The following is a 23,742-nucleotide window of genomic DNA, read 5'->3' on the forward strand; positions in this document are numbered from 1 at the left end:
CCGCGGTCGGGCGCCGCGCTACGAGGTGCCGTCCGCGGTCGGGCGTCTCGACGTGAAGTCCCGTCCGAGGCCCGGTCAGTCCTGCCCCTCCTCCGCCAACACCCGCTGCGCCGCCGCGAACGCCGAGTTCGCCGCCGGGACGCCGCAGTAGACCGCCGACTGCAGGAGGACGGCGGCGATGTCCTCCGGGGTGAGGCCGTTGCGGCGGGCCGCGCGGATGTGCATGGACAGTTCGTCGTAGTGGCCGTGGGCGATCAGCGCGGTCAGTGTGATCATGCTGCGTTCGCGGCGCGACAGCGTCGGATCGGTCCAGATCTCGCCCCACGCGTAGCGGGAGATGAAGTCCTGGAACCGGGCCGTGAACGGGGTCTGCCGGGACTGGGCGCGGTCCACGTGCGCATCGCCGAGCACCTGGCGCCGCACCTCCATCCCGCGCCGCGCGTACCCGTCGAAGTGCCCGCGCAGCGCGGCCAGTACGGCCTCCGGCCGCTCCGCGGGGGCGAGATGCGACGCCCCCGCGATCTCGGTGAGCGTCGCCCCGGGCACCGCGTCCGCGATCTCCCGCAGATGTGCGGGCGGCGTCGCCGGATCCTGTCGGCCGGCGACGAGGAGCGTGGGCGCGGTGATCCCGGCCAGCTCCTCGCGGATGTCGAACGCGGCGAGCGCGTCGCAGCACGCGGCATACGCCTCCGGGTCGGCCCTGCGGTGGTCCTCCACCAGCTCCGGCACGGTGAACCCGGGCGTGAACCACCGCGAGTCGGCCGTCTCGGCGAGCCCGGCCAGCCCCTGCCGACCCTCCCGGCGCACCAGCTCCGCCCGCTCCCGCCACGGCTTGGCACCGTTGAAGTGGGCCGAGGAACAGAGCACGGCCAGGGAGGAGACCCGCTCCGGGTGGTGCGCCGCCAGCCACAGACCGACCGCACCGCCCAGGGACACCCCCGCGTACGCGAACCGTTCGACACCCAGTGCGTCCGCCAGGCCCAGCACCAGGGCGCCCAGGTCGGCCACCGTCGCCCCCGGCCCGATCAGCCCGGCGGAGGAGTCACCGTGCCCCGGCAGGTCCCAGCGGACCACCCGGTGCGTGATCGACAGCTCGGGCGCCACCTTGTCCCAGAGCCGGGTGGACGTGCCGAGGGAGGGGCCGAGCAGCAGGGGAGGGGCGGAAGTCGGGCCTTCCGCACGGTGGTTGAGCAGCTTGTCGGTCAACGTCGCTCCAGTGCGCGGTCGGTGAGGGATCCGGCGGAGCCGGTGTAACGGCTGGGATCAGTGAGGTTCGCGAGGTCGAGGTCCTTCAACTCCGGTTCCTCGGCGAGGAGTTCGCCCAGCGAGCGCCCCTCCGCGTAGACGCGCTCGGCGGTCCGGGTCAGCAGTTCCTTGGCGCGGGCCCTGCCCAGCACCGGCGCGAGCTCGGCGGCCAGCCGCTCCGAGACGATCAGCCCGTGGGTGAGGTCCAGGTGCCGGCGCATCGCGCCGGGGTCCACCCGGAGCCCCAGCGTGAGCTCCACCGCGTCCCGGGCGGCGCCCCCGACCAGCCGGAGCAGTTCGCGCAACGGCTCCCACTCCGCGTGCCACGCCCCGGCCGGCCGCTCGTCCTCGGCCGTCAGCGCCGCGTACAACGTCGCCGCCAGGTGGGGCGCCCGCCGGGCCGCCGCCGCGATGAGCGTCGACCGTACCGGGTTCGCCTTGTGCGGCATCGCCGACGAACCGCCCCCGCTGCCCTCGGCGACCTCCGCGATCTCGGTACGGGCCAGGGTGAGCACGTCCACCGCGAGCTTGCCCAGGGCGCCGGCGGTGAACGCCAGCGCTCCGGCCAGGTCCGCTATCGGGGTGCGCAGGGTGTGCCAGGGCAACTCGGGGGCGTGGAGGCCAAGTTCACGCGCGTAGGCGGCGGTCAGGGCCTGGGTGTCGGCCGCCCCGAAGACCGTGAACGCCGCCAAGGTACCTGCCGCGCCCCCGAGTTGGGCCGGAAGCGTCGCCCGTACGACGGCGAGCCGGTCCCTGGCGTCCAGGAGCAGCGAGCGCCAGCCGGCCGCCTTCAGACCGAAGGTCGTGGGCACGGCGTGCTGGGTGAGGGTGCGGCCCGGCATCGCCGTGTCCCGGTGCGCGGCGGCGAGCGCGGCCAGCGCGGACTCCGTACGGCCGAGGTCGGCCAGGACCAGGTCGAGGGTGCGCGCGGCGACCAGCATCGTCGCCGTGTCCATGATGTCCTGGCTGGTGGCACCCCGGTGCACGTACGGACCGTACTCGGGGCCGACCGCCTCGGTGAGGTCCGCCACCAGTGGGATCACCGGGTTGCCGCCACCGCGCGCGCGTTCCGCGAGGGAGCGGACGTCCGGGGTCGCGGCGTCCGCCGCCGAGGTCACCGCGGGCCCGGCCGCGGCGGGGACCAGCCCCAGCGCGGCCTGGGCGCGGGTCAGCGCGGCCTCGGCGTCGAGCAGCGCCCGCAGATATGCGGTGTCGCTCGTCGCGGCCGAGGCCGGGGAACCGGCCCACCCGGGGGAGAGCAGACCGGTGTCGGCGTCAGCAGAAGTCACTGGAACTCCAGGAAGACCGTTTCGCCTTCGCCCTGAAGGCGGATGTCGAAACGGTAGGTGCCGTTGCCCCGGTCCTCGGCGATCAGCGTGCCCCGGCGCGCCTCGTCCACACGGGACAGCAGCGGGTCCGCGGCCAGTGCGGCGTCGTCGCCCGGCAGGTAGATCCGGGTGAACAGATGGACCAGCAGGCCCCGGGCGAAGACGCACACGCTGAGGTAGGGCGCGTTCCGCCCGCGCGCGCCGGGCCGCAGCGTACGCGCGGCCCAGTGACCGCTCGCGTCGGCCTGGACGCGGCCCCAGCCGGTGAACTCCACGCCGTTGCGGCCCAGGAAGCCGCCGCTCGCGGCGTCGCGGCGCATGGACCCGTCGACGCGGGGGACGTTGCCGTCCGGGTCGGGACCCCACAGCTCCAGGAAGGCGTCCGGCAGCGGGTTGCCCTCGCCGTCCAGGATGTGGCCCTGGAGGGAGATGGTGTCGGGGTGGCCGAGGGGAGCGATGTCGTCGCCGCCGGGGAAGGGCAGGGCGTGGCCGTAGAAGGGCCCGACCGTGTGCGACGGGGTCGGGAGGACCGTCTCCGGGCGACTGGTGTCGATCTTCGTCATGGCAGGTCAGCGCCCTTCTTCGATCCAGGTGGCCTTCGGGCCGTCGAGGACGATGTCCCAGACGTAGCCCATCGAGAACTCCGGTACGGACAGGCTGTGGTCGTACGTCGCGACCAGCCGCTGCCGGGCGGCGTCGTCCGTCACCGACTGGATGATCGGGTCGTAGGGGAAGAGCGGGTCGCTCGGGAAGTACATCTGTGTCACGAGCCGCTGGGTGAACGCCGTGCCGAACATCGAGAAGTGGATGTGGGCCGGCCGCCAGGCGTTGAGGTGGTTGCGCCAGGGGTAGGGGCCCGGCTGGATCGTGGTGAAGTGGTAACGGCCGTCGTCGTCCGTCAGCGTGCGGCCCACGCCGGTGAAGTTCGGGTCCAGCGGCGCGTCGTGCTGCTCGCGCTGGTGGGCGTAGCGGCCCGCCGAGTTGGACTGCCAGATCTCCACCAGCTGGCCGCGCAGCGGGCGGCCGTCGCGGTCGAGGAGGCGGCCGGTGACCGTGATCCGCTCACCGATCGGCTCGCCGCTGTGCTGCCGGGTCAGATCGTTGTCGATCTCGGTGATGTCCCGCTCCCCGAAGGCAGGGGAGAACAGCTCCACCAGCTCCGGGTCCTTGGTGACGTCGATGGAGATCGGCGGCTGTTTCGGGTGCCGCAGCACCGAGGACCGGTAGGGCGTGTAGTCGCGGCGCGGATGGTGCTCCACCGGCGCCCCGTCGGCGACCCGCTTCTCGTAGGCCGCGTGTTCGACGGCGATTTCCTGGTCGATGTCGTGCTGGGTGAGGGTCATGAGTGGTGTCCCTGGGGGTTCCTGACGTTCACGTCAAAAGGCGGGATGGGTGCGGCGCCCCTGAGGGGCGCGGGGAACTGCGTGACCGGCGACGACGGCCGGCAGTCGCGGACACGGCGCAGAGCCGCAGAACGAGGGCGAGCCCTTGCCCCACGCCGATGCACAGCGTGGCGACACCGACGCCCGAGCCCTTGCGGGCCGACTGATGCGCGACGGTTCCGGCCGGTCGTGCCCCCGACGAACTCGTGGACCGCCTTGGGCGGCGAGGCCGGCGAGACGCCACCGTGGCCGCCGTGGCGCCAGGGCGTGCTGCCCTCGGCGACCTGGGTGCCGATGCCGGCCGGGGTGTGGAACGCGGGGATGCCGGCGCCGCCGGCGCGCAGCCGCTCGGTCGGCGTGCCCTGCGGGATCATCTCGACCTCCGGCTCACCGACCAGGCACTGGCGCGCGAATTCCTTGTTCGCCCCGATGGACGAATGGCCCCACGGTTGTTCGAGACGCCTCCGAGGAGCGTCGCGCCGTCCGGCACATCGGCCACCGCCTCCAGGGCTGTGGCGACCACCTTGTCCATCCGTGAGGGCCCCATCTCGTCCGCGCACCCGGTGACCGGTTAATCAGGGCACTGAGCATTTTGGTGAAGTTTCCTTCACGCTGCCACTCGTCGGCTCCCTCGTCAAGAGCTGCGAAAAAGGCCAGGTCGGATCCGTACGCCGTATGGACAGACGCTGAGGCGTGGCGGGTATCGTTCAGTGCACGGATGAATTGCCGAGCCCGAGTCGAGGAGCGCACATGGCCGCGGTGGACCTCTCCACCCACCCCGGGCACCTGGCCCGACGGCTGCAGCAGGCCCACTATCTGCTGTGGAACGTGATGGTCTCCGAGGAGATCACCTCGCCGCAGTTCGCGGTCCTCAACACCCTCGTCGCCGAACCGGGGCTCGACCAGCGCACGGTGGGGGAGCGGGTGGGGCTCGACCGGTCCACGATGTCCGAGGTCATCAGCCGCCTCGGGCGCCGGGGGCTCCTCGACAAGGTGCGCGATCCGCAGGACGGGCGACGGTTCCTGCTGCGGCTCACGGACGACGGGCTGCGGACCCATCGTCGGCTCACGGTGCGGACGGCGCGGATGAACCAGGTGTTCCTGGCCCCGTTGTCGGCGGAGGAGCAGGGCGTGTTCTTCGAGCTGATCCGGCGGGTGGCCGACGCGGCGGAGGAGCTGCGCAGCCCGACGGAGGCGCTCCGCTAGCCCCGCCGAGCCCGCTGGTTCCGCCGAGCCCTCCGCCGGCTCGGCCGGGCGTTCGGCCGGCTCCGGCACGCGGTCGGCTACGAGCGGTCGGCGGTGTACACCACCCATACCTGGCCCTCGGCGAAGTTCATCGGCTCGCCTTCCGTCGTCGTGAACCGTGTGCCGTCGGTCGCCGTCCTCCGCTCCCAGTCCGCGTCGAAGATCTTGCCGTCCCGCAGGACCTCCGCGCGGCCCGAGCCCACCGTCTCCGTGTACGGGGTGTTGTTGCCGAGGAAGTCGCGGAACTGCGACGGGCGGACGGTCACGTGCTGGACGACCACCGTGGCCGGGGCGGCACGGACGTCGTCGGTGGTGACCGTCGGTCTGCCGTCCATCGAGACCTGCCAGCGGCGGCTGTCGTCGGACCAGGTGAAGGTGAAGCGGGCGGCCGGATAGCGGACGGTGCGGGAGTCCTCGGGGGTGCCGCCCGAGGGGGGGGCCGTAGCGGAAACCGGTGGTGAGGGCGTCGGCGCCGGGCGGGGCATCGAGGAGTTTCCCGGGGCGCAGGTACAGGTTGTGCGGCGCGGGCTTGTCGTCGCCCCGGAAGTAGGCGGCGCCGGCGTCCTCGGGGGTCTTCGCGTGCAGGGGCGCCCTGCCGATCAGCGGCAGGAGCTTGCTCTGCGCTCCCGAGAAGGCCAGGGTCGGCTCGTCGAACTGGCGCAGCAGCTCCAGGTCGGATTCGCGGGCGCTGCGCACCGGTCCGACCACCTCGGGGAACCGGGTGGCGTACACGGCCATCAGCCGGCTGAGGCCGCCCTCGACCTGCTCGGCGTAGACGATGTCCGCGGTGTCGAGGCCGGTCTGGGGGCGGGCGGCGGAGACGTTGTCGATCTTCACGGCGAGCGCGGATCCGGCCGGCGGGGCGCCGGTCCGGTCGTCCCGGCGATCGTTGCCCTGCCCAAGTCCGTCGTCGTGGTCGCTCCCGGTCGTGGTGCAGCCTGCCAGCAGGGTGCCCGCGACCACCGCGGCGAGCAGTGCCCCCGCGGTCGCGCCGCGCCGGGCCCGTCGCGTCCGGGACCCCTTGCGCACCGTGCCCCTTCCGCCCATCCCGACCATCCGACTTGTCCCACTCATCTCATTCATCCCGCTCATGATGCATCTGATTGTGCACTTATCTGTTTATCAATGGCCATAGCGGATTGTTTCTGACTGGTTCGGGGGTGAGGGGTCGGGTACTCGGGCGGAAACCTGCTGACCGAGGCGTGGGAACGGAGTGTGGGCACGATGAGGGCAGTGACCTGGCAGGGCAAGCGGGACGTGCGTGTGGAGACCGTGCCCGATCCGGTGCTGAAGGAGCCGACCGACGCGATCATCCGGATCACCTCCACCGGGCTCTGCGGCTCCGACCTGCACCTGTACGAGGTGCTCACCCCGTTCATGACGCCGGGCGACATCCTCGGTCACGAACCCATGGGCATCGTCGAGGAGGTCGGTGCGGGGGTCCCCGATCTGGCGGCCGGCGACCGGGTGGTCGTGCCGTTCCAGATCGCCTGCGGCAACTGCTGGATGTGTCTCACCGGGCTCCCCACCCAGTGCGAGACCACCCAGTGCACCGGCGAGGGCATGGGTGCGGCCCTCTTCGGCTACACACGGCTGTACGGCTCGGTCCCCGGGGCCCAGGCCGAGTACCTGCGCGTCCCGCAGGCCCAGTTCGGACCGATCAAGGTGCCGGAGGGGCCGCCCGACGACCGCTTCCTCTATCTCTCCGACGTGCTTCCCACCGCCTGGCAGGCGGTCGAGTACGCGCACGTCCCGCCCGGCGGCAGCGTCGCGGTGCTCGGCCTCGGACCCATCGGCGACATGGCCTGCCGGGTGGCTCTCCAGCGCGGAGCCGAGCAGGTGTTCGGGGTGGATCTGGTGCCCGAGCGGCTACGCCGGGCGCGCGAGCGGGGCGTGGAGACCTTCGACCTCAGGGACTTCGACAGCGAGAAGGAACTGGTCGGCGCCGTCCAGGACCGGACCGCAGGCCGCGGCCCCGACTCCGTGATCGACGCCGTCGGCACCGAGGCCCATGGCAGCGCGGCCGCCCGGCTCGCCCAGAACGCGACCGGACTGCTGCCCCGGGCCATCGGCTCACGGCTCACGGAGCGCCTCGGCGTGGACCGGCTCGCCGCCGTCTACACCGCCATCGAACTCGTACGACGCGGCGGCACGATCTCCCTCTCCGGCGTCTACGGCGGCAAGGTCGACCCGCTGCCCCTGCTCACCCTGTTCGACAAGCAGATCCGGCTGCGCATGGGCCAGGCCAACGTCCGTACCTGGAGCGACGACATCCTGCCCCTGCTCACGGACGACGACCCCCTGGGCGTCGACGACTTCGCCACCCACCGGGTGCCGCTCACCGACGCCCCGCACGCCTACGAGATGTTCCAGCGCAAGCAGGACGGGGCGGTCAAGGTACTGATGGAGCCCTGAGCGTCACCGGTTCGTGCCGGGACCGAGGATCCGCGCCAGGTCGTAGTTCACCGGCTCCTCCAGCTGCGCGTAGGTGCAGCTCTCCGCCGTGCGGTCCGGGCGCCAGCGCCGGAAGCGGGCCGTGTGGCGGAAACGGACACCGTTCTCCATGTGGTCGTACGCCACCTCGGCGACGTGGTCGGGGCGCAGCGGCACCCAGGAGAAGTCCTTCTTCGTGGACCACCGGCTCGGCGCGCCGGGCAGCCGCGCCGTCTCGTGCGCCGCCTCCTCGGCCCAGGCGGCCCAGGGGTGTTCCCGGACGTCCTCCAGCCGCAGCGGTTCCAGCTCCTGCACCAGCTCCGCGCGCCGCTTCATGGGAAAGGCCGCGCACACGCCGATGTGCTGGAGCGTGCCCCCGTCGTCGTAGAGGCCCAGCAGCAGCGAGCCGACCACCGGTCCGCTCCTGTGGAAGCGGTACCCGGCGACCACCACGTCCGCCGTCCGCTCGTGCTTGATCTTGAACATGGCCCGCTCGTCCTGCCGGTAGAGCAGGGTGAGCGGTTTGGCGATCACCCCGTCCAGGCCCGCCCCCTCGTACTGCTCGAACCACTGCTCGGCCAGCTCGCGGTCCGTGGTCGCCGGCGCGAGGTGCACCGGGGCGCTCACCCCGGCCAGGGCGAGCTCCAGCAGGGCGCGCCGGTCGGTGAGCCGGACGTCGAGCAGCGACTCGTCGTTCAGCGCGAGCAGGTCGAAGGCGATGAAGGAGGCCGGGGTCGTCCCCGCCAGCATCCGGACGCGGGAGTCCGCGGGGTGGATCCGCTCGGTGAGGGCGTCGAAGTCCAGCCGCCGCCCGTCGCGGACGATCACGATCTCGCCGTCCAGCACGCAGCGCGTCGGCAGCCGCTCCCGCAGGGCCGCCACCAGCTCGGGGAAGTACCTGGTCAGCGTCTTGCCGGTACGGCTGCCGATCTCGACCTCGTCCCCGTCGCGGAACACGATCGCCCGGAACCCGTCCCACTTCGCCTCGTAGTGCATGTCCGGCGGGATCTTCGCCACGGACTTGGCGAGCATCGGTTTCACGGGCGGCATCACCGGAAGATCCATGCCTTCGATTCTGCGACCGCCAGGGAGTCGCCGCGCGGCGACCTTCGCCGCGTACCGGCACCTTCAGCGAGCCGAAGGTCCCGGTATGCGGCATTCGATCCATCCGCCTACCGTGGCTCGCATGGGTGAAGCGGTGGAACTGGAGGCGGCGGGGCGGACGGTACGGCTGTCCAGCCCGGGCAAGATCTTCTTCCCGGAGCGCGGCTTCACCAAGCTGGACCTCGCCCGGTACTACATCGCCGTCGGCCCCGGCATCCTGCGGGCCCTGCGCGACCGGCCCACCACCCTGGAGCGCTACCCGGAGGGCGTGACGGGCGAGAACTTCTTCCAGAAGCGCGCCCCCAAGAACATGCCCGACTGGATCCCCACCGCGCACATCACCTTCCCCAGCGGCCGCAGCGCGGACGAGATGTGTCCCACCGAGGTCGCCGCCGTCGTCTGGGCCGCCCAGTTCGGCACGCTCACCTTCCACCCCTGGCCCGTCCGCCGCGCCGACGTCGACCGTCCCGACGAACTCCGCATCGACCTCGACCCGCAGCCCGGCACCGACTACGCCGACGCGGTCCGCGCCGCGCACGAGCTGCGGGAGGTCCTGCACGAGTACGGCGGTCTGCGCGGCTGGCCCAAGACCTCCGGCGGCCGCGGCCTGCACGTCTTCGTACCGATCCGGCCCGACTGGACCTTCACCCAGGTACGCCGGTCGGCCATCGCCGTCGCCCGTGAACTGGAGCGCCGGATGCCGGAGCAGGTGACCACGGCCTGGTGGAAGGAGGAACGCGGCGCGAAGATCTTCGTCGACTACAACCAGACCGCCCGCGACCGCACCATCGCCTCCGCCTACTCCGTGCGCCCCGCCCGCACGCCCCCGTCTCCCGCGCCCCTGACCTGGGACGAGGTGGGGGTCGCCGTACCGCGTGACTTCGACCTGGGGACGATGCCGGGGAGGTTCGCCGAGGTCGGTGACGTCCACGCCGACATGGACGAGCACGCGTTCTCCCTGGAGGCGCTGCTGGAACTGGCGGCGCGGGACGAACACGACCACGGGCTGGGGGACCTGCCGTATCCGCCGGAGTACCCGAAGATGCCGGGCGAGCCGAAGCGGGTGCAGCCGAGCAGGGCGAAGAAGGCGTGACGGTGGCCCGCACCCGGCGCGGGTACGGGCCACCGACGTTCCCTACAGTTCCTTGATCCGGATGTCCCGGTAGGAGACGACGTCCGTCGTGCCGTGCACCTGGAGTCCGAGATAGCCGGAGGCGAACCGTCGTCCGTCCGTGCCCGGGTCGTCCGAGCGGGGCGGGGTGAAGTCCTGGCCGCCGGTGTTGTCGAACTCGTTGATCAGGACACCGTTGCGGTAGACCGAGTAGTGCTGGTCGACCACCCTGATCTCGTAGTCGTTCCAGGTGCCCTTCTGGGTGACGCCCGCACCGGCGAGCCCGACCCGGTCGAAGCCGTATACCGACCCCGTCTTGTACATGTCGCCGTCGGGCCGGTCCAGGACCTGCACCTCATGGCCGTACTTGATGGCCACCCACTCCGGCCGCGACTCCTCCGGATGGTCGAGGACCGACGGGAAGCGCACGAACACACCGGAGTTGGCGTTGCCGGTGCCGGGCGCGTCGTCCCGCCACTGGAGGCGCAGCGAGAAGTCGCCGTACTTCCGCTCCGGGAACCACAGCATGCCGAGCCCGTCCCTCGTCGTGCCGGAGGTGATCGAGCCGTCGCCGTTCAGGCCGAACGAACCGCCGCCCACCTGCTGCCACTTGGCGAACGACTCGGCCGTGCCGTCGAGGATCGTGCGGTAGCCCTCCGTCTGGCCGGGCCTGCCGATCCCGGACTCCTCCGCCGCCTCCTTCACGGCCGTGTACTCACGCAGGTCGACGACCCCTTCCCGGAACAGCTTGTCGAGAACGGTGTCCACGTGCTTCAGGAACAGGGCGTGGGAGGTCCACTCCTTCTCGTCCTCGATCAACTCGTTGATCCGGCACCGGTTGTTCGTGACCCGGTTCGGCACCCCCGAGTCGACGGTGCCGACGAAGACCGTCAACCGCTCGTCGTACTCGGCGCAGTTGGGCGCGGGAACCCCGCCGCCGGCGACGACGGTGAAGCTGACCGAGCGCGCGGCGGCCGTGTTGCCCGCCTTGTCGCTCGCCCGGTACGCGACCGTGTGGGTGCCCGCCCGGTCGACCACCACGGGCGCGGAGTACGCGAGGTAGGGGCCGCCGTCCAGCGAGTACTCGACGGCCGCGACACCGGACCCGCCGTGGTCCGTGGCGCTGACGGTGACCTTGGCGCTCCTCAGGTACGCGCCGGCGGAGTTCCGGTCGCCCTCGACGGTCACGCCCGTCACCGGGGGAGTGGTGTCCTCGGCCGGTGGGGCGACGACGGTGAAGCCGACGCTCTTCTCCGCCGCCACGTTCCCCGCCTTGTCGGTGGCCCGGTAGCGCACCTTGTGCGTGCCGACGTCGTGCACCATCACGGGCGCGGTGTACGGCTGCCAGGCCCCCGAGTCACCGAGCGCGTACTCGATGGTGTTGACCCCCGACCCGGTGTCCGAGGCGGAGACGGTGACCGTCGCCATCGAGACGTAGTCGCCCTGGGGGTTCCTCTCACCGGCCACCGTCGCCGAGGTCTCCGGCGCGGTCGTGTCGTCGGTCGGCGGCGCCACGACCGTGAACCCGACACTCTTCTCGGCCGCCGTGTTGCCAGCCTTGTCGGTGGCCCGGTAGCGGACCTTGTGCGTGCCGACCTGGTCGATCACCACGGGCGTGGTGTACGGCAGCCAGGCCCCGGCGTCACCGATCGCGTACTCGATCCGCTCGACCCCCGAACCGCCGGTGTCGGTCGCGCTCACCGCCACGGACGCCGAACCGACGTACGCGCCCTGGGAGTTCTGCGTTCCGGTGACCTTCGCCGAGGTCTCCGGCGCGGTGGTGTCCTCACCGGTGCCCTCGGTCACCACGAGGATGCCCTGCATCTGTCCGTGCCCGGGGATCGTGCAGTAGTAGCGGTAGCGGCCGGGGGTGAGCGTGACCTCGGCGGTGTGGCGGCCGCCCTGGTCGTCCCCGGGGTTGGCGAGGACGTTGAGCGGCACGTCGTTGTTGTACTCCGGGTCGGAGACGTCGAACGTCAACGTGTGCGGCATCCCCATGGTGTTGCCGGTCGCCTTGCTGTTCTCGAACACGAGGGTGGCCGGACCCGCCACCGCGGTCCGCGGCGCCGTCAGGTACTTGGTGATGTCGTCACCGGCGGTCCAGGTGAGCACCTGGGCAGCGGCCTTCTCCCGTACCCCGTCCGTGCGGCCGGACGCGGGCGTCGACGTGAGCCCGAGAACCATCAGCAGGGCCGCCAACAGAGCTGCCCACAAACGTCTTTCCCGCATCACTCCGCCTTCCTCGCCAGCTCGTCGGCCGCCGGCGTCGGACCGCCGCCCGTGTAGGTGACGCGCCACAACGCCGACTTGGCGTCCGAGGTGAAGAAGCCGCGCCCGTAGTCCAGGACGTACAGCGCGCCGTCCGGACCGAACTTCCAGTCCATGAGGTTCCTGATGCCGTCGGCACCGACCGGCACGATCTTCTTCAGGGACTCCGCGTGGACCGGGAGCCCGCCGCCGCCCTGGTTCTTCGGGTCCATGACCACCGCGTGGCGCGGCTGGTCGGCGTCGTAGAAGTCGCCGACGAACCATTTGCCGTCCCAGTAGGCGGGCCAGCGGACGGAGTTGTCGCCCGACTCGGAGTACCGGTAGACCGGACCGTTCATGGTGGCCTGGCCGCCGCCCTTGAGCCATGGCAGCAGGTACGTGGCCTCCTCGTTCTTGTAGGAGGGGATGCCGCTGGCGTCCCGGGGGAAGTCCGGGGCGCCGCCCTGCGGTGCGTACCAGATGTTGTTGCCGGTCACCGGGGGCAGGTTGACCAGCCCATCGTTGTTCGGGGACTCGTTCTTCGGGTGGTCGCAGTCGTACCAGCCGAGCGGCCGCGACGGGTCCGGCAGGTTGCGGTCCCGGTAGGGCTGCCTGTTGCCCATGCAGTACGGCCAGCCCCGGTTGCCCGCCTCGGTGATGGCGGCGAAGGTGTCGTACTTGGCGGGGCCCCAGGTCGTCGACGGCGCGCTCGCGTCCGGGCCGACCCAGCCGGCGTAGAGGACGTCGGTCTGCCGGTCGACGAAGATCCGGGCGGGGTTCCTGACGCCCATCACATAGATCTCGCCGCGGGTCTTGCCGCCGCCCTCGGCGGTCTCCTCGCCGGTGAAGAGGTTCCCCGCGGGCAGGGTGTACGTGCCGTCGGGCTCCGGGTGAATGCGGAGGATCTTGCCGTTGAGGTTGTTGGTGTTGCCGGCGGTGCGGCGCGCGTCGGCGAAGGAGACGCCCTTGTAGTGGGGCTGGGGATTGTTGCCCGAGTAACCGGCGCTGAAGCCGCTGGAGTTGTTGTCTCCGGTCGCGATGTACAGGTTGCCCTTGGAGTCGAAGCTCATCCCGCCACCCGCGTGACAGCAACTGTGGATCTGCACCGGCCACTTGAGCAGGACCTTCTCGCTGCCCAGGTCCAGCTTGTTGCTCGCGAGGTCGAGGGTGAAGCGGGAGACGCGGCGCTCGGCCATCCGGGTGTCACGATCGATTCGCGCGTGCGGTGTGTAGTGCAGGTACACCCAGCCGTTCTGTTGGAAGCCGGGGTCCAGCTCGATGCCCAGCAGGCCCTCCTCGACCTTGATCAGCTCGTCGCCGCCGCCCTTGTTGCCGAAGACGGTGAGGGCGCCCGCGAGGGTGACCTTCTTCGTCCGCGGGTCGTAGACGTGGACCTCGCCCTTGCCCTTGCCGATGTCGGGGTCGTTCCAGTCGGTGACCACGGGCTGGGAGGAGTCGGCGCCGCCCCGGCCGATGTACAGGACCCGCCCGTCGGGTGCGGTGACCAGGCCGTGCGGTTCACCGATCTGGTCGTTCTGCCCGGGCTGGTTGGGCCGGGTCAGCCGCTCCGCCTTGTAGTGGGCGGTGATGGTCGCCTTGCAGTCCGCCCGCGCGAGGCGGGAGGTCCAGAGCAGGGCGCCGCGCAGATGCGCGCGGAAGTCGGTCTCGTCGTACGCGGAGACGGTTCCGCCCATGCCCGTGTAGAAGGAGCGGCCGCCGTCGTAGTCGCGGCACCAACTCACCGGGTGGTCCCAGCCGTTGGCGCCGGTGCCCGGCTGGTAGGTCGACTCGCGGACCCGGGCCACGGTGTGCACGGAACCGGACGGGTTCTTCGTCCAGTTGAGCCACTTGTCGGGCCGCTTCCACTGTGCCGGCAGGTCCTTGGTGGCCGGGTGCCGCCGGTCACCGACCTCGACCGTCGCCCGCTGTACGGCCGTCGGGCTGGACGCCGCCGGACGGGCACCGATCAGCCCGGTGAACCAGTCCGAGTACGGTTCGGCGCGGGCCGCGTCATGGACGCCGACGAAACCGCCGCCCGCCTCCATATAGGTCTCGAGGCCCGCCTCCTGCTCGGGATCCAGTACGTCACCGCCGCCGGTCAGGAAGACGACGGCGTTGAAGCCGCTCAGCCGGGTCTCGTCGGTGAAGACGGAGGCGTCGTCGGTGGCGACGACCCCGAAGCGCTCCGCGGCCGGTCCGGACAGCCCGATCCGTTCGATCGCCTCGATCCCGGCGTTCACCACGGGCGACTCCTCCCCGGGAGCCGCGGAGCCGTGGAAGATCAGCACCCGAGGACCGGAGCCGCCCGGCGGAGACTTGATCGACATCGTTGTCAGCGGTGGTTCCGGCGCCGGTCGCGCCTGGGCCGCGGGGCCCGACAGGAGTCCCGCGGTGACGACCGAGGCGGTCAGGGTGGCCGCCCAGGCCCGTCTCCTCGCGTCGCTCAACCCTCGTAAGTACATGGGCACCTCCTCGGTCACAGCAACAGCGCCAAGGAAGCTAGCCCGCTTCGACGCGACTCGCCAAGAGCTATGACCGGAATGGTCTGAACTTTGTCCTGGCTGTGGATAAACGGTCGCGAGGCCGCTACCGTCTCACAGGTTGATCACAGCTGCGTCTCCGCAAGATCCGTATCGGCGTGGGGAGTTCCGCATGGACGGAATGGACAGACGAGGGTTCAACCGGCGGATGCTGCTGGGTGGAGCGGCCGCCGCGACATCGTTGTCCGTGGCCGTCGAGACCGTCGGCACCTCCGGGTCCGCGAGCGCCGCCACGCGGGCGAGGACGGCCCCGGGGGGCGGCGTGGTCCGGCACATCAAGATGTACGCCGAGAAGCTGCCCGACGGACAGATGGGCTACGGCCTGGAGAAGGGCAAGGCCTCGATACCGGGTCCGCTGATCGAGCTCGACGAGGGTGACACCCTGCACATCGAGTTCGAGAACACGATGGACGTGGCGGCGAGCCTGCATGTCCACGGCCTGGACTACGAGATCTCCAGCGACGGCACCAGGCAGAACCGGAGCGACGTCGAACCCGGCGGCATCCGTACCTACACCTGGCGCACCCACGCCCCCGGCGCCCGCAAGGACGGCACCTGGCGTGCGGGCAGCGCCGGTTACTGGCACTACCACGACCATGTCGTCGGCACCGAACACGGCACGGTCGGCGTCCGCAAGGGTCTCTACGGCCCCGTCGTCGTCCGCCGCAAGGGCGATGTGCTGCCCGACAAGACCGTCACCGTCGTCTTCAACGACCTGCTCATCAACAACAAGCCCGCGCACTCCGGGCCCGACTTCGACGCGACCGTGGGCGACCGGGTCGAGTTCGTCGTCATCACGCACGGCGAGTACTACCACACCTTCCACCTGCACGGTCACCGCTGGGCCGACAACCGCACCGGCATGCTCACCGGCCCCGACGACCCCAGCCAGGTCATCGACAACAAGATCGTCGGCCCCGCCGACTCCTTCGGCTTCCAGGTCATCGCGGGCGAAGGAGTGGGAGCGGGTGCCTGGATGTACCACTGCCACGTCCAGAGCCACTCCGACATGGGCATGGTCGGCCTGTTCCTGGTGCGCAGGACGGACGGCACGATCCCGGGGTACGAGCCGCACACGCCGCACGGCGAGCAACGGGCGGGCGGGCCGACGTCGCCGACGGGCGGATGGGGTCGACGAGGCGGCGGGGTCCGGCGGGTCGCACCACCACTGAGACCTCGGCGGACGGCCGCCGCCGGGAGCGCTCTCAGGGGACTTCTGCCCGGGGCTATCCTGGGCGGAGCCGCCCCGAGGAGTGTTCCGCAGTGACCGAGACAGCGTCGCGTCCCACGTTGGAGGCCGTGGCCGCGCGCGCCGGGGTGTCCAGGGCAACCGTCTCGCGGGTCGTCAACGGCGGCGAGGGCGTGCGGGAACCCCTGGTCGAGCGGGTGCGGAAGGCGGTCGAGGAGCTCGGATACGTGCCCAACCAGGCCGCCCGCAGCCTCGTCACCCGACGGCACGACGCCGTGGCCGTGGTGATCGCCGAGCCGGAGACCCGGGTCTTCGCCGATCCCTTCTTCGCCCTGCAACTCCGGGGCATCAGCAAGGAACTGACCGCGCACGACTCACAGCTCGTGCTGCTGCTCACCGAGGGCCCCGAGGACTACGCCCGGGTGGGGCGGTATCTGGCGGGCGGACACGTCGACGGGGCGCTCGCGTTCTCGCTGCACCTCGACGATCCGCTGCCCGCGCTGATCCGGGGCGCCGGCGTCCCCACCGTGTTCGGCGGCCGTCCCGGCTGGGCGGACGGCGCACGCGGCGACACGACCACCGTGTACGTCGACAGCGACAACCGGGGCGGCGCACGGGACGCCGTACGCCATCTCGTCGGCCTCGGCCGCACCCGGATCGCCCACATCACCGGGCCCCTGGACCAGACCTCCGCCGTGGACCGGCTCGACGGGTTCCGGGACGTCATGGTGGACGCCGACCCCCGGCTGATCGTGGAGGGCGACTTCACCCCGGCGGGCGGGGAGCGGGCGATGCGGGAACTGCTGGGCCGCTGCCCCGAGTTGGACGCGGTCTTCGCCGCCAACGACGTCTCCGCGTCCGGCGCGCTGCGGGTCCTGCGGGAACTCGGGCGCCGGGTCCCCGAGGACGTCGCCGTGGTGGGCTTCGACGACATGCTGCCGGTGGCCGAGCAGTCCGACCCACCGTTGACGACGGTCCGTCAGGACATAGAGGAGATGGGCCGGTTGATGGCCCGGCTGCTGCTGCGGGGCCTCGAACGGCGAGCCTCCGACGAACAGGCCGGTCGGGGCCCGGTCGGCACGCCGACCAGCGTGGTCCTGCCGACCACCCTGGTACGGCGCGCCTCCGCCTAGGCCGCCCGGCTCAGGCGCCCACCGTCACCGTGAACCGGCGCGGATTGCCGTCGTGGGCCGCGCCCGACACGTCGGGCTGCCCGTCGGGCCGTACGTCGTCGTACGGAAAGGCGTACCCGATGGGCGAGTTGGCGTGCACCACGCGTGACCAGTGGTTCGTCACCGCCCCCTGGTAGTAGTCGGCGGCCGTCACCCCGTTCGGCTGGGTGGGGTGGGTGAGCATGATCGAGCGGTTGAAGCCTGCGGCGAGCCGGGCGAGCAGGGCCTTCCTGGTGTCGGGGTCGCCGGGGTTGTTGGCGAACGGGCCGTGGTTGCAGGTGAAGATGTCCTTCGAGGTCGGCTTGGTGAAGGAGTGGCCGCCGCCGAAGGTGAGGGTGTCGCCGGAGACCCGCCCGGTGAGGACGCCCCGACCGCCCTGGAGGTCGATCCTCAGGTCCTGCGTCCGGTACTTCGCCCACACCTGGTCGATGTAGGAGTTCCAGTAGGAGCGGAACGGCATCTGGTCGGGCCGGTCGAAGTACGGGGCCATCAGGTTCTGCGGTGAGACGACCCGCAGCACCCTGCCGTCACCGCGCCGGATGACGAGCCGGTCCCAGGGCTGACCGTCCCGCGCCGCCTGCGCCACCAGATCGGCGGCGATCCGTTCCACCGCCCCGTCGGGCAGCGGGGCGACCGTGTGCGTGCCGTCGCCCTCCAGCGTCAGCCCGATCGGGAGGGCCGTCACCAGGTCGACGTAGCTGATGTTGGCGAACAGTTGCGTGGGGTTGAACGTGAACTCGCAGAACGACCAGGTCTTGCCGTAGTTGGCGTCGGCGGGCGTGGCGAAGGCGGGCTCGACCAGGGCGGGCCCCGGGTTGAGGAAGAACTCCAGGCTGCTGTCCCGTACGAAGTAGACGCGGGCGCCGAACATCTGAGGAAGCGTCAGTACCTTGGGTGCCGAGCCCGCCGCGCCGAGCGGGATCGCGCAGTCGACTGGAAGCGGCGTCTGGGGTGCCGACGGTGAGGTCGGCCGGTAGACGCTCCCGTCGGCCCGCAGCAGCACCCAGGCGCCCGTCGACTGCTCGTGCCCGGTGACGTACGCGCGGACCGTGCCGGGCAACGAGGCATTGCGCAGCGCGAGTTGGCAGGTCGCGGGCGCGGCCTGGGCGGGTGAGCCGAGGGCACCCCCGACGGCGGTGGCGCCGACGGCGGCGGCGGTCGTGGACAGGAACGTACGGCGGGAGATCACGATGGCCTCCTGGGACGTGGGGGAGTGGAGGCACAGCGGACGGGGCCCCTGCTGTGGTTCCCCCACTGTTCCCAGGGGAAGTTGACCCGTCAAGACTTATGACTGAGAGCGCTCTCAAGAGCATGGCCGAGTTCATGAACTGACGACAAGTCGAACGGCGTTCGGCCTCACGGTGAGGCGGAGTCCCGGCCTGGCGGCGGTCCTATCCCTGCGGCTGCTCGCTCCTGATGACCGCGAACCGCGCCCCGTACGGGTCGGTGAGCTTGGCGTAACGCCCCGCGCCCGGGATGTCGTTGGCCGGCCGCCGGACGCCGCCGCCGTGCTCCAGCGCCCGGCTCACCGCGGCGTCCGGGTCCGCCACCTCGAAGTACGGCAGCCAGTACGGTCCGGACCCCGCCTCGCTCGGGTCCTCGTCGATCGGCACGATGCCGGCGAACATCGAACCCGGTTCGGTGCCCGCCGGGTGCACACAGGTGCGGCTGCCGCCGCCCACGTCGATCGCCGGGGTCTCCCAGCCGAACACGGAGTTGAAGAACCCGGCCGCCGCGGGCAGATCCGGTGTGTACAGCTCCAGCCAGCACAGCGCGCCCGGGTCCGTGACGACGTCGAGTCCTTGGACGCGGCGGGGCTGCCACACGCCGAAGGACACACCCGCCCGGTCGGCGAGGATCGCCATACGGCCCTCGTCCGCCACGTCCATGGGCCGCATCCGCACGGAACCGTGGGCATGCTCGACCGCCTTGGCCGTGGCGTCGGCGTCCGGCGTACGGAAGTAGATGTTCCAGGCGGGGGTGCCGAGGTCGATCCAGTTCGGGGCGCCGGTGATGTGACGGGTGGTGAGCATGGCTGCGCTCCTCCAGAGAGGTCCGGGGGCCGGTTGCCCGTACTGCCGAGTCTGGCACCGCGTACGCGCGACCGCCCGCGCATCGCCCCGGAGGCGCCGTGGAAGCGGGCGCACGCCGCCTCCTGTAGGCCGCCTCCCGCGCGCCGCCGTGTGTCCCCCCGGTCGGCGAGGGGACCATGGAGCCCCGGAGCCCCGGAGCCCCGGAGCCCCGGAGCCCCGGAGCCCCGGAGCGCCGCGTTGATGGCGCGTTGATCGAACGTTTTTCGGTGCCCGGCACGATGCTGGGCATGCACAACGACACGATCACCCCGATCGACCGTGCCTGGCAGGAGCGGGCGCTGTGTGCGCAGACGGGGGCAGACTTCTTCTTTCCCGAGCCCGGCAGCTCGGTGCGTGAGGCGAAGCGCATCTGCGGTATGTGCGAGATGCGCACCGCGTGTCTCGAGTACGCGCTGTCCAACGACGAACGGTTCGGCGTCTGGGGCGGGCTCTCCGAGAAGGAGAGACTGCGTCTGCGGCGCACCGAGAACGGCTGACCGGGCCGCCGGTGAACGCGGTGCCGGCTCGGCGCGGTCACCTGTCGGTCCGGTCATGAAATCGGTGGGGCTCGCCCGGAGCGGCCGCATAGGATCCGGGGGCGCGGTCCGGATGTAGCGCAGAGGCAGGCGCACCGCCTTGGCAGGGCGGAAACGCCGGTTCGAATCCGGTCGTCCGGACCTCGCTTCACAGTGGCGCACCGCGCCCGACGCACGGCGCCGCGCCGCTTCGGGGGCCGCGTGGGCCGGGGGCAGCCGCGACACGGCACGGGACACGCGGGGCGGGGCACGCATGAGCGACGACGACGGCACCAGCGCCGACGGCGGCATCACCGAGAGCGGTGGCATCACCGAGGACGAACTGGCCGCCTTCCACCGTACGGTGGGCCGGCTGAAGGCGCTGCCCGTGGACGACCCCGTGCGGCTACGGACCGAGCGGGTCGCCGCGTCCTTCGCGCGCGACGGGTGGAAGCGTCGTCGCAAGGCACTCGCCGCCGAGAAGTCCGCCGCGGACGCCGCGGTGATGGCCGCGACCGCCACCGGAGCCCTGGACCGGCGCGAGGACGCCCCCCTGTCGGAACGGGCGCCGGGCGACGGGGGAGTTCTGCGCAAGTCGCGCCACTGCTATGTCTGCAAGGCGTCCTATCGACAGGTCGACTCCTTCTACCACCGGCTGTGCCCGGACTGCGCCGCCGACAACACCGCCCGCCGCGCCCTCGGCACCGACCTGAGCGGGCGCCGCGCGCTGCTCACCGGCGGCCGGGTGAAGATCGGCTTCCAGTTGGCGCTGATGATGCTGCGCGACGGCGCCGAACTGCTCGTCACCAGCCGCTTCCCGCACGACACCGTGCGCCGCTTCCGCGCCGAGCCCGGCAGTGAGAAGTGGCTCGACCGGCTGACCGTCGTCGCTGTCGACCTACGGGACCCGCGCCAAGTACTGGGCCTGTGCGACCAGTTGCGGCAGGAGGGTGAACCCCTCGACATCCTGGTCAACAACGCGGCCCAGACCGTACGGCGGCCACCGGAGTCGTATGCGCTACTGGCCGCCGGGGAGTACGCCGCGCTGCCCGAAGGGGCGCGGCAGGCACCGGGGTTCACCCCGATGCGGATGCTGGGGGCCGGCGCCGCCACCCTGCCCGTCGTGCTGCGCGAGGCCGACGAGGCCGGGCTGCTGCCCGACCCCGCCCCGGAGAACTCCTGGTCGGCGCGGCTGGGTGAACTGGACCCGGCGGAGGTCCTGGAGACCCAGCTGGTCAACTCCCTGGCCCCGGCGCTCCTCTGCGACCGCCTGCTGCCGCTGCTGCTCGCCGCCCCGCGCCCCCGCCGTTACGTGGTCAACGTGACCGCCGTCGAGGGCCGTTTCGCCGTGCGGAACAAGACGGCCGGGCATCCGCACACCAACATGGCCAAGGCCGCCCTCAACATGCTCACCCGCACCAGCGCCGCCGAACTCGCGGAGCGGGGCGTCCACATGTGCGCCGTCGACACCGGCTGGATCACCGACGAGAACCCCGCGCCCAAGAAGGGCCGCATGGCCGGCGCCGGGTTCCGCACCCCGCTCGACATCGTCGACGGCGCGGCCCGCGTCTACGACCCGATCGTGCGCGGCGAGACCGGCGACCCGGTTTCGGGAGTGTTCCTCAAGGATTATCGGGAGGCGGAGTGGTGAGGGGAGCGACTAGGGCGTGTTTCGGAAGTCCCTTCGTCGCCCGAAGGGCGGCTCTGCGGCGTCCGGTGCGTGCTCTCGGCGCGCCGGACGAAAGGCCTCGTACTGGGTGTACTTGGCCTTTCGTCCGGTGCGGCGGTGGGGGTACCTCCCGGTCGAGCGCCAGCCGAGACCGGGGGAGCGTGCCGGGCGTCGCAGAGCAGAAGGGACTTCCGAAACACGCCCTAGGCTCCCCGCAAGGGCGGGGCCGTAGCGCAGAGGCAGACGCGCCGGTCTCCAAAACCGGAACACGCTGGTTCGAATCCAGCCACCCCGCCCCCTGCGCCGCACGGGCACCCGCCTCAGGCACCCCGCGCCTTTCGAACATCCACGATCCCACGCCTTACGAACATCGGCGCCGCGCCTGACGAGAGTCCGCGGTGCGCCTGACGAGAGTCCGCGGTGCGCGGCCGTCAGGCCCCGGCCCGCGCCGCCATCCGTGCCTTGCGCGCCGCCAGCTTCTCGTCGAACTTGCGGGCCTCCGCGTCGAGTCCGCCCATGTAGAGGCCGAGTTCCTCCTGCGCCTTCATGCCGTCGGGGCCGAGACCGTCGATCTCCATGATCTTCAGGAAGCGGATGACGGGCGCGAGGACGTCGTCGTGGTGGATGCGCATGTTGTAGACCTCGCCGATGGCCATCTGCGCGGCGGCCCGCTCGAAGCCGGGCATCCCGTGGCCGGGCATCCGGAAGTTCACGACGACGTCGCGGACGGCCTGCATGGTGAGGTCGGGCGCGAACTCGAACGCGGCCTTCAGCAGGTTCCGGTAGAAGATCATGTGCAGGTTCTCGTCGGTCGCGATGCGCGCCAGCATGCGGTCGCAGACGGGGTCACCGGAGTGGTGGCCGGTGTTGCGGTGCGACACGCGCGTGGCGAGTTCCTGGAAGGCGACGTAGGCGACCGTGTGCAGCATCGAGTGCCGGTTGTCCGACTCGAAGCCCTCGCTCATGTGGGACATCCGGAACTCTTCGAGCTTGTCCGGGTCCACCGCGCGCGAGGCGAGCAGATAGTCGCGCATCACGATGCCGTGCCGGCCCTCCTCCGCGGTCCAGCGGTGCACCCAGGTGCCCCAGGCGCCGTCCCGGCCGAAGAGGGTGGCGATCTCGTGGTGGTAGCTGGGCAGGTTGTCCTCGGTCAGCAGGTTCACCACGAGAGCGATCCGGCCCACCTCGGAGACCTTCGACTGCCCCTTCTCCCAGGCCTCGCCGTCCTCGAAGAGGCCGGGGAAGTTGCGGCCGTCGCTCCAAGGCACGTACTCGTGCGGCATCCAGTCCTTGGTGACCTTCAGGTGCCGGTTGAGTTCCTTCTCGACGACTTCCTCCAGCGCGTACAGCAGCCGCGCGTCGGTCCATTCGCCGGACGGGCTGCCGAGGTGGGGAGAAGTGATCGACACAGATGCTCCAGGGGGACGTACAGGGAACGGGACGTTCGGTGCTGCCGCGGGCGGGCGACCTGAACCTACGGCATCGTAGGCTACGAAGCCGTAGGTTACGATGCCGTAGGTTAAGTGCGCTGTAAAGACCGCTGATCAGCGGCGTCCCCCGAGGGCTCGGCGGGCATGCCGAAGGCCCCGTGGACTCGCAGGTCCCGGGGCCGAAGAGGGGAAGCGATGACCCGTCAGGCGTACAGTCCACGCAGCCGCACCGAGAGGCATGTCACACAGCCCTCGAGCTTCTCGAACTCACTGATGTCGACCACGACGGGCTCGTAGCCGAGGTCGGAGTACAGCTCGGCGGTCTTCGGCGCGCTCGCCGCCATCAGCAGCTTGTCGCCGCCGAGGAGCACCACGTGCGCCCCGGCCTCCTCCGGCACCGGCAGGAAGCGCCCGAACAGCGACGGGGTGTCCATCTTCGGGATGTGCCCGACGACCGTGCCGTCGGGCAGCGCCGTGACCGCCGACTTCAGATGCAGCACCTTGCTCACCGGGGCGGAGACCACTCGCGCCCCGAGCGGCTCGAACGCGGCCCGCAGCTGCTGGACGCCGGCCGCGTTGGTGCGCCCGCCCCGGCCCACGAACACGGTGTCGCCGACCTTCAGGACGTCGCCGCCCTCCAGCGTGCCCGGCTCCCAGACCCAGTTCACCGAGCAGCCGAGCGCGGCCACGGCCTCCTCGATCCCCTCGGTCTCGGCCCGCCGGGACTCGGCGCCGGGGCGCGCGATCAGCGCCACGTTCTTGTACATGACGACGGTGTCCTCGACGAACACCGAGTCCGGGCAGTCGTCGGCCGGGTCCACCTCGATCGTCTCCCAGCCGTGGTCGCGCAGGGCCTCGCCGTACGCCTCCCACTGCTCGACCGCCCGGTCGACATCCACCTCCGTGCGTTCGACGTGCGTGACGAGGCCCTCGGCCAGGCGGGGGCTGGGGCGGCGGACGAGAGCCTTCTTGCTGGGCACGTGGGTGACTCCGAATCGGACGACGGTTTTCCGGCGCCCGTGAAGCGACGCCGGTCCGCCATCATGCAGTCCCGGCCCAC

18 protein-coding genes, 2 tRNA genes and 3 pseudogenes are annotated in these 23,742 nt (G+C 71.4%); 9 read left to right on the forward strand and 14 right to left on the reverse strand.

The features are described 5' to 3' along the window. Nucleotides 1-75: 75 nt before the first annotated feature. From pcaD to E4N62_RS11490, 6 genes and pseudogenes are all read right to left on the reverse strand, one after another. Nucleotides 76-1,206: a 3-oxoadipate enol-lactonase gene (pcaD, locus tag E4N62_RS11470; RefSeq protein WP_230213779.1), complete on the reverse strand. Its 1,131-nt coding sequence runs from the start codon at nucleotides 1,204-1,206 to the stop codon at nucleotides 76-78. After that, a complete protein-coding gene (pcaB, locus tag E4N62_RS11475) occupies nucleotides 1,203-2,534 on the reverse strand; it encodes a 3-carboxy-cis,cis-muconate cycloisomerase (RefSeq protein WP_230213780.1) in 1,332 nt (443 codons plus the stop codon). Before pcaB ends, pcaD begins: the two co-directional genes overlap by 4 nt. After that, entirely contained in the window at nucleotides 2,531-3,136 is a 606-nt protein-coding gene (pcaG, locus tag E4N62_RS11480) for a protocatechuate 3,4-dioxygenase subunit alpha (RefSeq protein ID WP_184901922.1), read from the reverse strand. Before pcaG ends, pcaB begins: the two co-directional genes overlap by 4 nt. Before the next feature lie 6 nt (nucleotides 3,137-3,142). Next, nucleotides 3,143-3,916, reverse strand: coding sequence for a protocatechuate 3,4-dioxygenase subunit beta (gene pcaH / locus E4N62_RS11485; RefSeq protein ID WP_230213781.1), 774 nt, complete (start codon nucleotides 3,914-3,916; stop codon nucleotides 3,143-3,145). A 127-nt stretch (nucleotides 3,917-4,043) separates the two neighbouring features. After that, nucleotides 4,044-4,157, reverse strand: a pseudogene (locus tag E4N62_RS49335) (hypothetical protein); the annotation flags it as partial. Then, nucleotides 4,147-4,487 (reverse strand): annotated as a pseudogene (locus tag E4N62_RS11490) (CoA-transferase); the annotation flags it as partial. The pseudogenes E4N62_RS49335 and E4N62_RS11490, both read right to left, overlap by 11 nt. Before the next feature lie 218 nt (nucleotides 4,488-4,705). Between E4N62_RS11490 and E4N62_RS11495 the strand changes: the two are divergent. Beyond that, nucleotides 4,706-5,161, forward strand: a complete 456-nt coding sequence (locus tag E4N62_RS11495; protein ID WP_184901926.1) for a MarR family winged helix-turn-helix transcriptional regulator — start codon at nucleotides 4,706-4,708, stop codon at nucleotides 5,159-5,161. A 77-nt stretch (nucleotides 5,162-5,238) separates the two neighbouring features. Here the strand turns inward: E4N62_RS11495 and E4N62_RS11500 are convergent. Further along, nucleotides 5,239-6,247: pseudogene (locus E4N62_RS11500) on the reverse strand (DUF3048 domain-containing protein). A 177-nt stretch (nucleotides 6,248-6,424) separates the two neighbouring features. On the opposite strand from E4N62_RS11500, the gene E4N62_RS11505 reads away from it, so the two are divergent. Then, on the forward strand, nucleotides 6,425-7,615 hold the full coding sequence (locus E4N62_RS11505; RefSeq protein WP_230213782.1) for a zinc-dependent alcohol dehydrogenase: 1,191 nt from the start codon (nucleotides 6,425-6,427) through the stop codon (nucleotides 7,613-7,615). Between the two features lie 3 nt (nucleotides 7,616-7,618). Here the strand turns inward: E4N62_RS11505 and E4N62_RS11510 are convergent, their stop codons facing one another. Then, a complete protein-coding gene (locus E4N62_RS11510) occupies nucleotides 7,619-8,698 on the reverse strand; it encodes an ATP-dependent DNA ligase (protein ID WP_230213783.1) in 1,080 nt (359 codons plus the stop codon). A gap of 121 nt (nucleotides 8,699-8,819) precedes the next feature. Between E4N62_RS11510 and ligD the strand changes: the two genes are divergently transcribed. Further along, on the forward strand, nucleotides 8,820-9,830 hold the full coding sequence (gene ligD, locus E4N62_RS11515) for a non-homologous end-joining DNA ligase (RefSeq protein ID WP_230213784.1): 1,011 nt from the start codon (nucleotides 8,820-8,822) through the stop codon (nucleotides 9,828-9,830). A 42-nt stretch (nucleotides 9,831-9,872) separates the two neighbouring features. Here the strand turns inward: ligD and E4N62_RS11520 are convergent, their stop codons facing one another. Continuing rightward, on the reverse strand, nucleotides 9,873-12,077 hold the full coding sequence (locus E4N62_RS11520) for an OmpL47-type beta-barrel domain-containing protein (RefSeq protein ID WP_230213785.1): 2,205 nt from the start codon (nucleotides 12,075-12,077) through the stop codon (nucleotides 9,873-9,875). Further along, complete coding sequence (locus tag E4N62_RS11525) at nucleotides 12,077-14,557, reverse strand: ThuA domain-containing protein (RefSeq protein WP_230213786.1); 2,481 nt, start codon at nucleotides 14,555-14,557, stop codon at nucleotides 12,077-12,079. The genes E4N62_RS11520 and E4N62_RS11525 overlap by 1 nt, the downstream gene beginning before the upstream one ends. Before the next feature lie 199 nt (nucleotides 14,558-14,756). Here E4N62_RS11525 and E4N62_RS11530 point away from each other — a divergent pair, with 199 nt between their 5' ends. Together E4N62_RS11530 and E4N62_RS11535 are read left to right on the forward strand one after the other, a co-directional pair. Continuing rightward, a complete protein-coding gene (locus tag E4N62_RS11530) occupies nucleotides 14,757-15,902 on the forward strand; it encodes a multicopper oxidase domain-containing protein (protein ID WP_374116980.1) in 1,146 nt (381 codons plus the stop codon). Then, complete coding sequence (locus tag E4N62_RS11535; protein ID WP_230213788.1) at nucleotides 15,899-16,957, forward strand: LacI family DNA-binding transcriptional regulator; 1,059 nt, start codon at nucleotides 15,899-15,901, stop codon at nucleotides 16,955-16,957. The genes E4N62_RS11530 and E4N62_RS11535 overlap by 4 nt, the downstream gene beginning before the upstream one ends. 10 nt (nucleotides 16,958-16,967) lie before the next feature. Here E4N62_RS11535 and E4N62_RS11540 read toward each other — a convergent pair whose 3' ends face one another. Together E4N62_RS11540 and E4N62_RS11545 are read right to left on the reverse strand one after the other, a co-directional pair. Next, nucleotides 16,968-18,185: a glycoside hydrolase family 64 protein gene (locus E4N62_RS11540; protein ID WP_230213789.1), complete on the reverse strand. Its 1,218-nt coding sequence runs from the start codon at nucleotides 18,183-18,185 to the stop codon at nucleotides 16,968-16,970. Nucleotides 18,186-18,387: 202 nt separating this feature from the next. Next, nucleotides 18,388-19,029, reverse strand: a complete 642-nt coding sequence (locus E4N62_RS11545) for a VOC family protein (protein ID WP_230213790.1) — start codon at nucleotides 19,027-19,029, stop codon at nucleotides 18,388-18,390. Nucleotides 19,030-19,307: 278 nt separating this feature from the next. On the opposite strand from E4N62_RS11545, the gene E4N62_RS11550 reads away from it, so the two are divergent. The 4 genes from E4N62_RS11550 (at nucleotide 19,308) to E4N62_RS11565 (ending at nucleotide 21,548) form a co-directional block, all read left to right on the forward strand. Beyond that, nucleotides 19,308-19,565, forward strand: a complete 258-nt coding sequence (locus tag E4N62_RS11550; protein WP_184903970.1) for a WhiB family transcriptional regulator — start codon at nucleotides 19,308-19,310, stop codon at nucleotides 19,563-19,565. 108 nt (nucleotides 19,566-19,673) lie between these two features. Further along, a tRNA-Ala gene (locus E4N62_RS11555) sits at nucleotides 19,674-19,745 on the forward strand. A gap of 112 nt (nucleotides 19,746-19,857) precedes the next feature. Further along, complete coding sequence (locus E4N62_RS11560; RefSeq protein ID WP_230213791.1) at nucleotides 19,858-21,234, forward strand: SDR family NAD(P)-dependent oxidoreductase; 1,377 nt, start codon at nucleotides 19,858-19,860, stop codon at nucleotides 21,232-21,234. Between the two features lie 238 nt (nucleotides 21,235-21,472). Continuing rightward, a tRNA-Trp gene (locus tag E4N62_RS11565) sits at nucleotides 21,473-21,548 on the forward strand. 135 nt (nucleotides 21,549-21,683) lie between these two features. On the opposite strand, the gene E4N62_RS11570 is transcribed toward E4N62_RS11565, so the two are convergent. After that, the gene (locus E4N62_RS11570; RefSeq protein ID WP_230213792.1) at nucleotides 21,684-22,661 is read right to left on the reverse strand and encodes an acyl-ACP desaturase; all 978 of its coding nucleotides are present in this window, start codon (nucleotides 22,659-22,661) and stop codon (nucleotides 21,684-21,686) included. Nucleotides 22,662-22,885: 224 nt separating this feature from the next. After that, nucleotides 22,886-23,662 (reverse strand): dimethylargininase, encoded by a 777-nt coding sequence (gene ddaH, locus E4N62_RS11575; RefSeq protein ID WP_230213793.1) that lies wholly within the window; start codon nucleotides 23,660-23,662, stop codon nucleotides 22,886-22,888. Nucleotides 23,663-23,742 lie beyond the last annotated feature (80 nt).

It is taken from the genome of Streptomyces sp. MNU76, from assembly GCF_020982545.1.
Classification (GTDB): domain Bacteria; phylum Actinomycetota; class Actinomycetes; order Streptomycetales; family Streptomycetaceae; genus Streptomyces.